The organism is Kitasatospora sp. NPDC058048 (assembly GCF_042885555.1).
Lineage (GTDB): Bacteria > Actinomycetota > Actinomycetes > Streptomycetales > Streptomycetaceae > Kitasatospora > Kitasatospora lactacystinica.
The window spans coordinates 37,898-52,342 of sequence record NZ_JBHVRT010000005.1 but is presented as its reverse complement, the minus strand read 5'-3'; the positions used below and the strand labels follow the sequence as shown (position 1 = coordinate 52,342).

Here is a 14,445-nt window from a genome sequence, read left to right as displayed (position 1 = left end):
GGTAGCCCTGGCCTGCCTGGAAAGCGGCATGATGAAACTGCCGATTTCCTTCCGCTCATTCTGCCGATAGGGCCGTCGAATTCCCCCTATCGTCGCTTTCGTCGCCGATTTCTCTCACGATCTGGGGTTGGATGATGTCCTCGCGCGGTTTCCCCACCGAATTCACGGCGCCCGGTTTCGCGCCGTTCGCCTCCGCCGTCGCCCGCTTTCCGGAGCGGCCGGCCGTCCGGGCCGGCGGCCGGACGGTCGACTACCGGGAGCTGGACGGCCTGACCGCCGCCCTCGCCGCCCGGCTCGCCCCCGGCCGGACGGTCGCCGTGACCGGCCGCGACCGGCTGGACCACGTGGTCGCGCTGCTCGCGGCGCTGCGGGCCGGCGCCACCTACCTGCCGCTGGACGGGGAGGCCCCCGAGGAGCGCAACCGCTGGATCGCGGAGGACGCCGGGGCCCACCTCGCCCTGGACGGGGAGGAGCTCACCGAGATCGGCGCAGGGCCGGGCGGGAACGCCGGCGCCGGCTACGTCATCTACACCTCCGGCACCACCGGCCGCCCCAAGGGCGTGCACGTGCCGCTCGCCGCCCTGGCCGGCCACCTGGCCGGTGTCGTCGAGACCTTCGGCCTGACCGAGCGGGACGTGGTGCTGCAGTTCGCCCGTCCGACCGTGGACGTGGCCGTCGAGCAGGTGCTCGGCGCGCTGTCCGCCGGGGCCTGCCTGGTCCTGCCGGAGCAGCGGCTCCTGGCCCCGGCCGCGCTGCTGGACCTGCTGGACGCCGAGGGCGTCACCGTCGCCAACCTGGCCGCGGGCTACTTCCAGGACGTGGTGGCGGCCCTGGGCGGCCGGGTGCCGCGCACCCTGCGGCTGATGATCTCCGGCAGCGACAAGCTGGAGCCCGCCACCGCCGCCGCCTGGTGGTCGGCGACCGGGGTGCCGCTGCTGAACGCCTACGGCCCCACCGAGACCGTGGTCACCGCCACCACCCACCGGCTCGACGGCACGCCGGAGCAGCCCGCCGCCCGGGTGCCGATCGGCACCGCGGTCGGCGCGCGCCGCCTCCACGTGCTGGACGGGCGGCTGCGGCCGGTGCCGCCCGGCGAGGCGGGCGAACTGTACGTCGGCGGGCCGCTGCTGGCCTCCGGCTACCTCGGCCGTCCCGGCCTCACCGCCGGCCGCTTCGTCGCCGACCCGTTCGCGGCGGCCGATGGGGCCCGCGGGGCCCGGATGTACCGCACCGGCGACCTGGTGCGCCGCGCCGCCGAGGACGGCCCGCTGGAGTTCCTCGGCCGCGGCGACCACCAGGTGAAGATCCGCGGCTTCCGGGTCGAGCCGGGCGAGATCGAGCAGGTGCTGGCCGGTCACCCCGGCGTCACCGGCTGCGTCGTGGTGGCGCACGAGGGCCGGCTGGCCGCGTACGTCACCGGCGCCGCGCCGGGGTACGCCGAGGCCCGGGCCTGGCTGGCCGAGCGGCTGCCCGAGCACATGGTCCCGGCGACGCTCACCGCGCTGGACGCCTTCCCGCTGACGGCCGGCGGCAAGGTGGACCGCGGGGCGCTGCCCGAGCCGCGGACCGCGCCGCAGGGCAAGCCGGCCGGCCGCCCGCCGCGGACCCCCGCCGAGCAGCTGATCGCGGCGGTCTGGGCGGACGTGCTCGGGGTGCCGGAGGTCGGCGCCGACGACAACTTCTTCCACCTGGGCGGCGATTCGCTGACGGCCGTGCGGGTGGTGGGCCGGGTCTTCGACGTCTTCGGCATGGTGTCGCCGTACACCATCTTCGACGCGCCGACGCTGGCCGAGTTCGCCGCCGCGGTGACCTCCGCGTCCGGCGGCGCGCGCCCGGCCCCGGTCCGCTCCGGTGCCGCCCAGGCCCCGCTGTCCAAGTTCCAGCGCGGGCTGTGGTTCCTCGACCAGTGGAACCCGGACGCGCCGACCTACGTGGTGCCCTGGGTGTTCCGCTTCTCCGGGCCGGTCGACGCCGAGCTGCTGCGGCGGGCGCTGGCCGGGGTGGTCGAGCGGCACGAGAGCCTGCGGACGACCTTCGAGCTCGCCGAGGACGGTCCGCGCCAGGTCGTCCACCCCTTCGTGGAACTGCCGTTCACGCTCACCGAGACCACCGCCGAGCAGGTGGACGCGCTGGTCGCCGAGGCCGCGCTGGAGCCCTTCGACCTGGAGCGGGGGCCGCTGGTGCGGGCCCGGGTCTTCCGGGCCGACGGGGCGACCACGCTGCTGCTGCTCCTGCACCACATCGTCTGGGACGAGGGCTCGCTGGCCGTGCTGGAGGCCGAACTCCAGGAGCTGTACGCCGCCTCGGCCGAGGGTCGGCCGGCCGAGCTGCCGGAGCTCGCCGTCCAGTACGGCGACTACGCCGCCTGGCAGTACCAGGACGACACCGCCGAGCGGCAACTGGAATACTGGCGCGAGCAGTTGCGCGACGCTCCGACCGCCGACGCGCTGGTGCCGGACCGGCCCCGGCCCGAGGAGCAGGCCTTCCGCGGCGCCTTCCACCGCTTCGCCATGCCCGGCCCGGTGGCCGAGGCCGTCCGGGCGCTCGCCCGCAGCGAGGACGCCACCCCGTTCATGGTGCTGCTGGCCGGGCTGGCTCTCACCCTGCACCGCCGGTCCGGTCAGCGCGACCTGGTGCTCGGCTCGCCGGTGAACGTCCGCGGCCGGGCCGAACTCGACGGCCTGATCGGCTACTTCGTCAACCTGCTGCCGCTGCGGCTGAGGCTGGAGGAGGGCGCCTCCTTCCGCGAGCTCGTCCGGCACGTGCGCGAGGTGTCGATCGGCGGCTACCGCCACCAGGAGGTGCCCTTCGACGACATCGCGGGCGCCGTGCTCGACGAGCGCCCCGAGGACCGCAACCCGCTCTGCCAGGTGCTGCTGGAGCTGCACCCGCTGGACCCCCGGCCGTTCACGGTGGGCGGGTACGAGGTCACCCGGGCCCTGCACTCCAACCCGGTCTCCCGCTTCGACCTGTCCGTCTCGGTGGACGACCTGGGCACCGGCTTCACCGGCCGCTTCGAGTACGACAGCGACCTCTTCGCCCCGGACACCATGGCCGGCCTGTGCGAGGAGTGGCTGGGCACCCTGGCCGCCGCCGTCGAGGTGCCGGTGCACGCCCTGTTCGAGGCGCGGGCCGCCCGCGACCCGCGGGCCGTCGCCCTGATCTCCGGCGAACGGACCGTCGGCTACGGCGAGTTGAACACCGCCGCGAACCGGCTCGCCCGGCACCTGACGGGCCTCGGCATCGGGCGCGGCGACACCGTCGCGGTGCTGGCCGAGCGCGGGCCGGAGCTGGTCGTCGCCCTGCTGGCGGCCCTCAAGGCCGGCGCCGCCTACACCCTGCTCGACCCGGACTTCCCGGCCGAGCGGCTGGCCGGCGCGGTCGCCGACACCGGTGCCGCCACGGTGGTCACCCACCGGCGCGCCACCGTGCCCTTCCCGGTCGGGCGGCAGGTGGACCTGGACGCCTCGGCCGCCGAACTCGCCCGGTACGCGGGGCACGACCTCGGCCTGCCGGTCGGGGGCGCCGACCTCGCCTGCGTGATGTTCACCTCCGGCTCCACCGGCCGCCCCAAGGGCGTCGCCGTCCCGCACCGCGCGCTCACCACCACCTACCTCGGCCAGGACTACGCCCGCTTCGGACCCGAGGAGGTCTGGCTGCAGTGCTCGCCGGTCTCCTGGGACGCCTTCGCCCTGGAGCTGTACGGCGCGCTCTGCTTCGGCGGCACCTGCGTCCTCCAGCCCGGCCAGCGCCCGGACCCGCAGACCATCGCCGAGCTGACCCGCCGCCACGGCGTCACCCAGCTCCAGCTCTCCGCCAGCCTGTTCAACTTCCTGCTGGAGGAGTTCCCGGAGACCTACGACGGCCTCAAGCTGGCCTTCACCGCCGGCGAGCGGGCCTCCGTCACCCACGTGGCCAAGGCCCTGGAGGCCTACCCGGGCCTGGCGGTGGCCAACGGCTACGGCCCGGTGGAGAGCCTCGGTCTGACCACCTGCCACCGGGTCGGCCCCGCCGACACCGCCGGTGCCTCCGTCCCGATCGGAGTCCCGCTGAACGGCAAGGGCGTCCTCGTCCTGGACGAGCGGCTGCGCCCCGTCGAGCCCGGCACGACCGGCGAGCTGTACGCCACCGGCGGCGGTCTCGCCCACGGCTACCTCGGCCGGCCCGGCCTCACCGCCGAACGCTTCGTCGCCTCCCCGTACGGCGCCCCCGGCGAGCGCCTCTACCGCACCGGGGACCTCGGCCACCTCGACGCCGAGGGCCTGTTGGAGGTCACCGGCCGGATCGACGACCAGGTGAAGATCCGCGGCTTCCGGGTCGAGCCCGGCGAGATCGAGGACGCGCTCACCCGCCACCCGGCCGTCCGGGAGGCCGCCGTCGCCGTCCACGAGCCCGCCCCGGGCGACCGCAGGCTCGCCGCCTACGTGACCGTCGCCGCCGGCGCCCCCGTCCCGGACGCGCTGCTCGACCACCTGGCCGCCCTGCTGCCCGAGCACATGGTGCCCGCGACCCTCGACGTCCTGGACGCCCTGCCGCTCAACCACAACGGCAAGGTGGACCGCAGGGCGCTGCCCGCCCCGGCCGGCCGCCGGGCCGCCGACGCGGCCGGGGCCACCGACGCCACGGGGGCAGCCGACGGCTCCGGGGCCACCGGGGCCGCCGACCCGCTGACCGAGGCCGAACGCCTGGTCGCCGAGGCGATGCGCGAGGTGCTCGACCTCGCCGAGGTCGGCCGCGAGGACAACTTCTTCCGGATCGGCGGCAACTCGCTGGCCGCCGTCCGGGTCGCGATGCGGCTGTCCCGGGAGACCGGCAGCCGCGTCCCCCCGCAACTGGTGTTCCGGGCCCGGACCGTGAGCGCCATCGCCGAACGGCTGGCCGCCCGATGACGGGCCGCACCGCACACGAAGGGAACGAGGCCGTGAGCCCGTCCGACCGCCCGGCGCGCACCGCGCCCGTCTCGGGGCTGCAGCGCGGCCTCTGGTTCCTCGACCGCCTCGACCCGAAGGCCGTCACCTACTGCACCCCCTGGACCCTCGACGTCACCGGCCCGCTCGACCTCGCCCTGCTCCAGCGCGCGCTGGACGCCGTCACGGCCCGGCACGAGACGCTGCGCACCACCTTCGCGCTGCACCCCGACGGCCCCCGCCAGCAGGTGCACCACCGCCTCGCCGTGCCGCTCGCCGTGACCGACCTGCGCCCGCTCGGCGGCCCCGGGCAGGAGGAGCGCCTGGAGGACCTGCTCGCCGCCCGCTGCGCCGAGCCCTTCGACCTGGCCGCCGGCCCGCTGCTGCGCGCCGAGGCCTTCCGGCTCGCCGACGAGCGCACCACGGTGCTGTTCACCGTCCACCACATCGTCTGGGACGGCTGGTCCGCCGAGGTCTTCGAGCGCGAGCTCGCCGAGCTGTACGGCGCGGCGGTGCGGGGCGGGCAGGCCCGGCTGCCGGAGCTGACCGTGCAGTACGCCGACTGTGCCGAGGAGGAGCTCGGCACCTCCTACGAGGAGCACCTGACCTACTGGAAGCAGCAGTTGGACGGCGCCCCCGCCCTGCTGGAGCTGCCCACCGACCGGCCCCGGCCCGCCGAGCGCGGAGCGGCCGGCCGGACCGAGGAGTTCGGCCTCGCCCCCGGGACGGTGGCGCGGGTCCGCGCGCTGGCCGAGGCGGAGGGCGTCACCCCGTTCACCGTCCAGCTGGCCGCCTTCGCCCTGCTGCTGAACCGCTGGACCGGCGCCGACGACCTGGTGGTCGGCACCCCCGTCACCACCCGGGACCGCCCCGAACTGGAGCACCTGCTCGGCTACTTCGTGAACCTGCTGCCGCTGCGCCTGCGGCTCGCGCCCGCGCTGGGCTTCCGGGACCTGCTGGAGCACGTCCAGGACGTCGCCTTCGAGGCGTACGGCTACCTCGACCTGCCCTTCGACCAGATCGTCGACCGGCTCGGCGCCGCCCGCAGCGCCCAGCACCCGCCGCTGGTCCAGGTGGTGTTCGGCGCCCACGGCGAGGACCGCAGCCCGCTGGCGCTCGGCCCGGCGGCCACCGCCCGCAGCCGGGTGCGCTCCAACGGCACCAGCAAGTTCGACCTCACCTGGTCCGTGTTCGACGGCGGGGACGCCGGGGGCGAGCTGCGCGGCGAGGCCGAGTACCGCAGCGAGCTGTTCGACCCGCAGACCGTCCGCCGGCTGGCCGCCGAGTACGACGCCCTGCTCACCGCGGCCCTGGACGACCCCGACGCCACCGTGCTGCGGCTGACCACCCGCCCCGTGGACGCGGCCGCCGCCACCGACACCCCCGGCCACTGCCTGCACCAGCTGTTCGAGCGGGCCGCCGACGCCCACCCCGACCGGCCCGCCGTCAGCGACCCCGACCGCACCCTGAGCTACGCCGAACTGGACCGCCGGGCCAACCGCCTCGCGCACGCCCTGCGCGCCCGCGGCGCCGGCCCCGGCGACCGGATCGGCATGCTGCTGGAGCGCACCGCCGACGTCCTGGTCACCGTCCTCGGTGTGCTCAAGACCGGCGCCGCCTACGTGCCCGTCGACCTGGCCGCCCCCGCCGACCGGGCAGCCCTGGTCTTCGGCGACACCGGCGTCGCCCTGGTCGTCACCGACCGCCCGGACCTGGTGCCCGACGGCCCCTGGCAGGCCTACGACCTGAGCGCCGGGGCAGCCGACCTGGCCGCCCGGCCGGACACCCGCCCGCCGGCCGCCGGCCGCCCCGGTGACGTCGCCTACGTCATCTTCACCTCCGGCTCCACCGGCCGCCCCAAGGGCGTCGCCGTCGCCCACGAGCACGTCAGCCGGCTGATGGCGGACGGCGAGCGGCACTTCGGCTTCGGCCCGCGGGAGACCTGGACGCTCTTCCACAGCTACGCCTTCGACTGGACGGTGTGGGAGATGTGGGGCGCCCTGCTGCACGGCGCCCGCCTGGTCGTCGTCCCGTACGTGACCAGCCGCTCGCCCGAGGAGTTCGCCCAGCTGCTGGAGGAGGAGGGCGTCACCCGCCTCTGCCTCACCCCCTCGGCGCTGCGCCAGCTGGAGCCGGTGCTGCGCCGCAGCCCGCGAGCCCTGCCCGCGCTGAAGTGGATCATGCTCGGCGGGGAGGCGCTGGACCCGGCCGTCGTCCAGCGCTGGTTCGAACTCGACCCGCCGCCCCCGGCCCGGCTCTGCAACCTGTACGGCATCACCGAGACCACCGTCCACGTCACCACCCACGACCTGGCCGGCAGCGCGGGCTTCGAACGCAGCCTGATCGGCACGCCCATGCCGCACCTGAGCGCCCAGGTCCTCGACGACTGGCTGCGACCGGTGCCGCCCGGCGGGGCCGGCGAGCTGTACATCGGCGGCGGCAGCCTCGCCCACGGCTACTGGGGCCGCCCCGGCCTCACTGCCGGGCGCTTCGTCGCCGACCCGTACGGCCCGCCCGGGGCCCGGCTCTACCGCACCGGCGACGTCGCCCGGCGGCTGCCCGACGGCGGACTGGAGTACATCGGGCGCGCCGACTTCCAGGTCAAACTGCGCGGCTTCCGGATCGAGCTCGGCGAGATCGAGAACGCGCTCGCCGCCCACCCGGACGTCGACGCCTGCGTCGTCACCGTGCACGAGGACCGCCTCGCCGCGTACGTCACCGGACGCGAGCCCGCCGACGTCCGGGCCTTCCTCGGCCGCTCGCTGCCCCCGTACATGGCCCCGGCGACCTTCACCGTGCTCGAGTCGCTGCCGCTCACCGTCAACGGCAAGGTGGACCGCGCCGCCCTGCCCGCCCCCGGGCAGCGCAGCGCCGCCGCCGCGGGCCGCCACGTCGAGCCGCGCACCCCGGAGGAGGAGGCCTTCGCCGCCGTCTGGACGGAGGTCCTCGGGGTGGACGGCATCGGCGTCCACGACGACTTCTTCCACCTCGGCGGCGACTCCATCCGGGCCGTCCAGCTGGCCGGCGCGCTGCACGAGCGCGGCTGGGGGCTGAGCCTGCGCGACGTCTTCAACGCCCCCACCGTCGCCGCCCTGCTGCCGCTGGCGAAGCCCGTCACCGAGGACCCGGACGCCCACGAGCCGTTCGCCCTGATCACCCCGGAGGACCGCGCCGACCTGCCGCCCGGCGTCGTCGACGCCTACCCGATGGTGTCCATGCAGCTCTCCATGGTCTTCCACATGGAGATCGCCGGCGGCACCGACAGCTACCACAACGTCAACTCCTACCGGATCTCCGGCGACCTCGACGAACAGGCCTTCCGCCGCTCCGTCGCCGAGGCCCTGGACCGCCACGCCGTGCTGCGCACCGGCCTGGACCTGTCCGGCTACGGCGAACCGCTGCAGCTCGTCCACGGCCGGCTGCCCGCCCCCGTCGACTTCGCCGACCTGCGCGGCGCGGCCGAAGCGGACCAGGACACCGCGATCCGCGAGGTGTTCGACACCCACCGGTGGACGCCCTTCGACCTCACCGCCCCGCCGCTGTTCCGGATCACCGTGCAGCGCCTGGCCGAGGACGCCTTCCAGCTCACCGTCTCCGAGCACCACGCGATCCTCGACGGCTGGAGCTTCACCTCGCTGCTCACCGAGATCCTGGAACGCCACGGCGCCCTCGCCGCCGATCCGCTCGGCGCGCCCACCCCGCCGCCGCGCACCGCCTTCCGCGACTTCGTGGCCGTCGAACGGCAGGCCGCCGGGGACGAGCGCTCGCTCGGCTACTGGCGCGAGCGGCTGTCCGGCGTCAGCGGCCAGCTGTTCCCCGGCAGCGAGTCCGTGCACGAGGCGCCGCGCACCGTCGAACGGGTGCTGCCCGAGGCGCCCGACCAGCTGCGGACCGTCGCCGACGCGCTCGGCGTGCCGGTCAAGTCGGTCGCCCTCGCCGCCCACCTGCACGCCCTCGCCGCCGTCACCGGTAAGCCGCGCGTCACCACCGGCCTGGCCGTCAACGGCCGGCTGGAACGCCTGGGCGGCACCGAGGTGTACGGGCTGTTCCTCAACACCGTCCCGCTGAGCTGCGAGCCCACCGGCGACCTGCTCGCCCTGGTCCGCGAGGTCCACCGGGAGGAGCTGGACATGATGCCGCACCGCCGGGTGCCCTTCGCCCGGCTCGCCCGGCTGATGACCGACACCGCGCTGGACAGCCAGTTCGGCTACCTGCGCTTCCACGCCCTCGGCCGGCTCAGCTCGGCCCGCATCGTGGACGGCCGGATCGGCACCGAGCCGACCCTGCGCCACGAACCCAACAGCTTCGCCTTCGGCGCCTCGGTGATCCAGGACCCGGTCACCCAGCGGGTGCTGCTCGCGGTGGACCACCAGCGCTCGCTGGTCACCGACAGCACCGCCGAGCAGTTCATCGACACCTACGCCACCGCCCTGCACACCATGGCCGCCGCCGCCCGAGACCTCTGAGGACCCGTCATGACCGATCTGCTGGACCGCCTGCGCGCCACCGTCGCCGCCCACCCCGGGCGCACCGCCGTGCTGGCCGGCGCCGACCGCCTGGACTTCGCCGAACTCGACCGCCGCACCGCCGCCCTGGCCCGCGCCCTGCGCGCCCTCGGCGTCGGCCGCGGCGACCGGGTCGGCGTCCACCTCGGCCGCACCGCCGACCTGCCGGTCGCCCTGCTCGCCGTCTGGCGGGCCGGCGCCGCCTACGTCCCGCTCGACCCGGCCTACCCCGCCGAGCGGCTCGCCTTCATGGCCACCGACGCCGGGCTCGCCGCCCTGATCAGCGCCGACGGCCTCCCGGCCGCCGAGGGCGTGCCGGTGCTGCGCCCGGACGCCGCCGCCGACGGGCCCGACCTGCCCGCCGGGGCGCACCCGCTCGACCCGGCCTACGTCATCCACACCTCCGGCTCCACCGGCCGCCCCAAGGGCGTCGAGGTGCCGCGCGGCGCCGTCGCCGCCCTGGTCGAGGCCCTGGAGGCCACCGGCGCCTACCGCGCCGAGCCCGGCGTGGTCGGCTGGAACGCCAGCGTCTCCTTCGACGCCTCCGTCCAGCAGTGGGCCCGGATCTGCCGCGGCGACACCGTCCTGGTCATCGGCGAGGAGCACCGCGCCGACCCGGCCCGGGTCGCCGCCCTGCTGGCCGAGCACGCCGTCACCGACCTCGACCTGACCCCCTCGCACTGGGAGCTGCTGCGCGAGCCGCTCGCCGGCGCCCGGGTGCCGCGGCTGTTCATGGGCGGCGAGCCCGTCCCCGAGCGCACCTGGCGGGAGCTGGCCGACGGCGGCATCGACGCGCTCAACCTGTACGGGCCCACCGAGTGCACCGTCGACGCCGTCACCGCGCCGATCAGCGGCCCCGGGCCGCACCTGGGCGAACCGCTGCCCGGGGTGCGCCTGCACCTGCTGGACGAGAAGCTCGCCGCCGTCCCCGACGGCGTCGCCGGCGAGCTGTACCTGGCCGGGCCCGGACTCGCCCACGGCTACGTCGGCCGGCCCGCGCTGACCGCCGAGCGCTTCGTCGCCGACCCGTCCGGCGGGCCGGGAGCCCGGATGTACCGCACCGGCGACCAGGCCCGGCGCGGCGAGGGCGGCCGGCTGGAGTACGTCGGCCGGGTGGACCGCCAGGTCAAGCTGCGCGGCTACCGGATCGAGCTCGGCGAGGTCGAGCACGCCCTGTCCCGGCTGACGGGCGTCCAGGCCGCCGCCGTCACCGTCCACGAACCCGCCCCCGGCGACCGGCGCCTGGCCGGCTACGTCACCGGCGCCGTCACCGCCGCCGAGCTGACCGAGCGGCTGCGGGCCACCGTGCCCGCCCACCTGGTGCCCTCGGTGATCACCGTGCTGGACGCCCTGCCGCTCACCCCCAACGGCAAGGTCGACCTGGCGGCGCTGCCCGTCCCCGCCGCCCCCGCCGCCCCCGCGCAGGAGGCGGCGGCCGGCACCGGCGGACTGGCGGAGCAGGTCGCCGAGGTCTGGAGCACCGTGCTCGGCGTCACCGGCGTCCGGCCCACCGACGACTTCTTCTCGCTCGGCGGCCACTCGATCGCCGCGCTGCGGGTCGTCCACCTGCTGCGCCGCCGGCTCGGCATCGAACTCCAGCTGCGCCACCTGCTCGACTCCGCCGACCTGGCCGCCTTCACCGCCACCGTCGGGCAGGCCGCCGCGGCCGGCACCGCCGCCCCCCGGCCCGCCCTGACCGCCCGCGCCCGGGCGGCCGGCGCATGACCACCGCGCTGCGGGTGCGGCCCCGCGTCGAGGGGGACTGGCTGTTCGTCCCCGCGCCCCAACCGCACCGCCCCTACCGGCTGTTCTGCTTCCCGCACGCCGGGGGCGACGCCACCGCCTACACCCCGCTCGCCCGCGCCCTCGCCCCGGCCGCCGAGGTCTGGGCGCTGCGCCCGCCGGCCCGCGGCGGCCGGCTCGGCCACCCGATGCCCGCGAGCTTCGACCTGCTGGTCGACGCCGTCCTGGAAGCCCTCACCCCGCACCTGACCGGCCGGTTCGGCTTCTACGGGCAGAGCTTCGGCGCCCTGCTCGGCTACGAGGTCGCCCGGGCGCTGCCCGCCGAGCGGCGCCCCGAGCTGGTCGTCGCCGCCGCCGCCTCGCCGCCCGCCGCCTGGGCCGGGGCGGACCGCCCCCGGTACACCGCCGACGAACTGCTGCGGCTGGCCGGGATGGGCGAACTCGTCGAGGGCGACGCCGACCTGAAGGAGAACGCGCTGCGCGGCATCCGCACCGACCTGGCCGTGGTCGACACCTACCGGCCCCGGCCCCACCCGCCGATCGGCTCCGCCCTGCACACCGTCGTCGGCGCCGAGGACCCCCTCCTCGCCGTGGGCGGCCTCGAAGGCTGGGCCGCCCACACCCGCGGCGGCTCCGGCCACCACGTCGTCCCCGGCGGCCACCTGCTCGCCACCGTCGACGGGCCCGGCCCGGTCGACCTGCTCTCCTCCCTCATCGCGCGGCCCGGCGCCGCCCACCAGTCCACGACGGAGCACTGATGCCAACCACCACCGCGGTCGACCTCACCGACCCCGACCTGTGGGCCCGCCCCGACACCCCCGCGCTGGTCGCGGAGCTGCGCCGGGAGTCCGCCGTCCACCGCACCGACACCGTCGACGACGGGCAGGTCTGGTCGGTGCTCTCCTACCGGCACTCCGCCGAGGTGCTGCGCAACGCCGCCCTCTACAGCTCCGAACAGGGCTCGCTGCTCGGTGCCGGCGAGGGCAACGTCCCGGTCGGCTCCGGCCGGATGATGGCCCTCACCGACCCGCCCCGGCACCGCGAACTGCGCGCCCCCGCCAACCCGTTCTTCGCCCCCGGCCCGGTGCGCGGCGCCGCCCGCGGCATCACCGACCTCGCCGCCTCGATCGTCGAGAAGGCCGTCGAACTGGGCGAGGTCGACCTCGTCGACGCCGTCTCCGCCCTCCCGCTGTCCGTCATGTGCGACCTCCTGGACGTCCCCGAGCAGGACCGCGAGATGGTCGAACGGGTCTGCGACGTCGCGTTCCTCGGCAACACCCCCGAGGAGCGCCGGGCCGGCCACCAGCAGCTCATCCCGTACCTGCTGCACCAGGTGATGCTGCGCCGGACGAACCCGAAGGACGACCTGATCAGCAAGATGGCGACCTACCGGGTCGGCGGCAAGCTGCTGCCGGTCGAGGACGTCGTGCTCAACCTGGACAACATCGTGGTCGGCGGCGTCCAGACGGTCCGTCACACCGCCGCCATGGGCCTGCACACCCTCACCCGGAACCCGGAACTGTGGCGGAAGCTGCAGCGCGGCGAGGTCGGCATGGACTCGGCCCTGGACGAACTCCTGCGCTGGACCTCGGTCGGGCTGCACACCCTGCGCACCGCGAGCCGGGACACCGAACTCGACGGCCACGCCATCCGGCGCGGCGACCGGGTCGCCGTCTGGGTGTGGTCCGCCAACCGGGACCCGGAGGCCTTCGACCGGCCCGAGGAGATCCTGCTCGACCGCAGCCCCAACAAGCACCTCGCCCTCGGCCTCGGCGCCCACTACTGCATCGGCGCACCGCTGGCCAAGGCCGAACTCGGCGCCCTGTTCACGGCGATGCTGGAACGCGTCGCCGTCATCGAGCCGACCGGCCCGGTCACCCACAACCGCTCGATCATCAACTTCGGCCTGGACCGCTTCCCGGTCCGCCTCCTCCCGCGCTGACCGTCCGACGGCGGCAGCCACCCGCACCGAACTGCCGCGTACCTGCCTCGCCTCCTGCCGTTGCGGGCCCCGGGCCGCCCGTACCTTCGAATCAACCCAAGGAGGACACCATGAGCAACCCGTTCGAGGACGACAACGCCGGCTACCTGGTCCTGGCCAACGACGAGAACCAGCACTCCCTCTGGCCCGTCTGGATCGACGTGCCCGCCGGCTGGACCACCGTCCACGGCGAGGACACCCGCCAGGGCTGCCTCGACTACATCGAGGCCAACTGGACCGACATCAGGCCGGCCAGCCTGGTCGCCTCCCTCGCCCACCAGTGAGCGCCGCCATGCCGACCTGGGAACTGAACCCCGGCCGCCCGGCCCTCGCCCACGCCCCGCGCACCGCCGACCTCGGCGAGGCCTGCGACTGGCTGCGGGAGAACGAGACCGAGCTCACCGACGCCCTGCACCGCCACGGCACGATCTTCCTGCGCGGCCTGCCGGTCGCGAGCACCGAGGACGTCGCGGCCGTGCGCGACGTCCTCATCCCCGAGCGCACCCCCTACCGCGAGAAGGCCACCCCGCGCAGCGACTACGGCAACGGGGTCTTCTCCTCGACCGACCTGCCGCCGGCCCAGCCGATCCGGATGCACAACGAGAACAGCTACACCCTCACGTTCCCCGGCCGGCTGCTCTTCGCCTGCCTGATCGCCCCCGAGGAGGGCGGGGCCACCCCGACCGCCGACTGCCGCAAGGTGCTCGAGCACCTGCCGGCACACCTGGTCGAACGGGGACGGACCTCCGGCTGGACGCTCACCCGCGCCTACTCGGACTACGTCTCCCTCGGCTGGCGCACCGCCTTCGCCACCGAGGACCCCGCCGAGGTCGAGGCCTACTGCCGGGAGAACGGCATCACCTGCGAGTGGCGCCCGGACGGCAACCTGCGCACCAGCCAGCTGCGCCCCGCCACCATCCACCACCCGCGCACGGGTGAGGAAGTCTGGTTCAACCACCTCGCGTTCTGGAACGAGTGGTCGCTCGACCCGGACATCCGCGAGGCGATGACCGAGGAGTTCGGCCCGGACGGCCTGCCGTTCAACACCGGATTCGGTGACGCCGAACCGCTCGGAAGCGCCGACGTCGACGCCCTCAACGAGGCGTACCACGCCGCGACCGTTCGCGAGCGGTGGCAGGTCGGCGACGTGATGCTGGTCGACAACGTGCTCTGCGCACACGGCCGGGACCCGTACCGCGGCGACCGCAGGATCGCCGTCTCGATGGGACAGCCGGTCGACGTCCTGGACTGCCGGCCCAGCGTCCGCCCGGACCTGGCCGCCGTCTGACCGCCGACCGACCGTCCCCAT

General features: G+C 75.5%; 7 protein-coding genes. All 7 read left to right on the top strand.

The features are described from left to right. Nucleotides 1–131 precede the first annotated feature (131 nt). Complete coding sequence (locus tag ACFVVA_RS07030) at nt 132–4,889, top strand: amino acid adenylation domain-containing protein (RefSeq protein WP_387686446.1); 4,758 nt, start codon at nt 132–134, stop codon at nt 4,887–4,889. A gap of 32 nt (nt 4,890–4,921) precedes the next feature. Beyond that, nucleotides 4,922–9,373, top strand: a complete 4,452-nt coding sequence (locus ACFVVA_RS07025) for an amino acid adenylation domain-containing protein (protein WP_387686444.1) — start codon at nt 4,922–4,924, stop codon at nt 9,371–9,373. 9 nt (nt 9,374–9,382) lie between these two features. Further along, nucleotides 9,383–11,137 carry a non-ribosomal peptide synthetase gene (locus ACFVVA_RS07020; RefSeq protein ID WP_387686442.1) on the top strand — a complete coding sequence of 585 codons (1,755 nt, stop codon included), beginning with the start codon at nt 9,383–9,385 and terminating at the stop codon, nt 11,135–11,137. Beyond that, complete coding sequence (locus ACFVVA_RS07015; RefSeq protein ID WP_387686440.1) at nt 11,134–11,913, top strand: thioesterase II family protein; 780 nt, start codon at nt 11,134–11,136, stop codon at nt 11,911–11,913. The genes ACFVVA_RS07020 and ACFVVA_RS07015 overlap by 4 nt, the downstream gene beginning before the upstream one ends. Then, on the top strand, nt 11,913–13,097 hold the full coding sequence (locus ACFVVA_RS07010; protein ID WP_380541756.1) for a cytochrome P450: 1,185 nt from the start codon (nt 11,913–11,915) through the stop codon (nt 13,095–13,097). The genes ACFVVA_RS07015 and ACFVVA_RS07010 overlap by 1 nt, the downstream gene beginning before the upstream one ends. A 110-nt stretch (nt 13,098–13,207) precedes the next feature. After that, complete coding sequence (locus ACFVVA_RS07005; RefSeq protein WP_189922088.1) at nt 13,208–13,420, top strand: MbtH family protein; 213 nt, start codon at nt 13,208–13,210, stop codon at nt 13,418–13,420. Between the two features lie 8 nt (nt 13,421–13,428). Beyond that, nucleotides 13,429–14,424 carry a TauD/TfdA family dioxygenase gene (locus ACFVVA_RS07000; RefSeq protein WP_387686437.1) on the top strand — a complete coding sequence of 332 codons (996 nt, stop codon included), beginning with the start codon at nt 13,429–13,431 and terminating at the stop codon, nt 14,422–14,424. Nucleotides 14,425–14,445 lie beyond the last annotated feature (21 nt).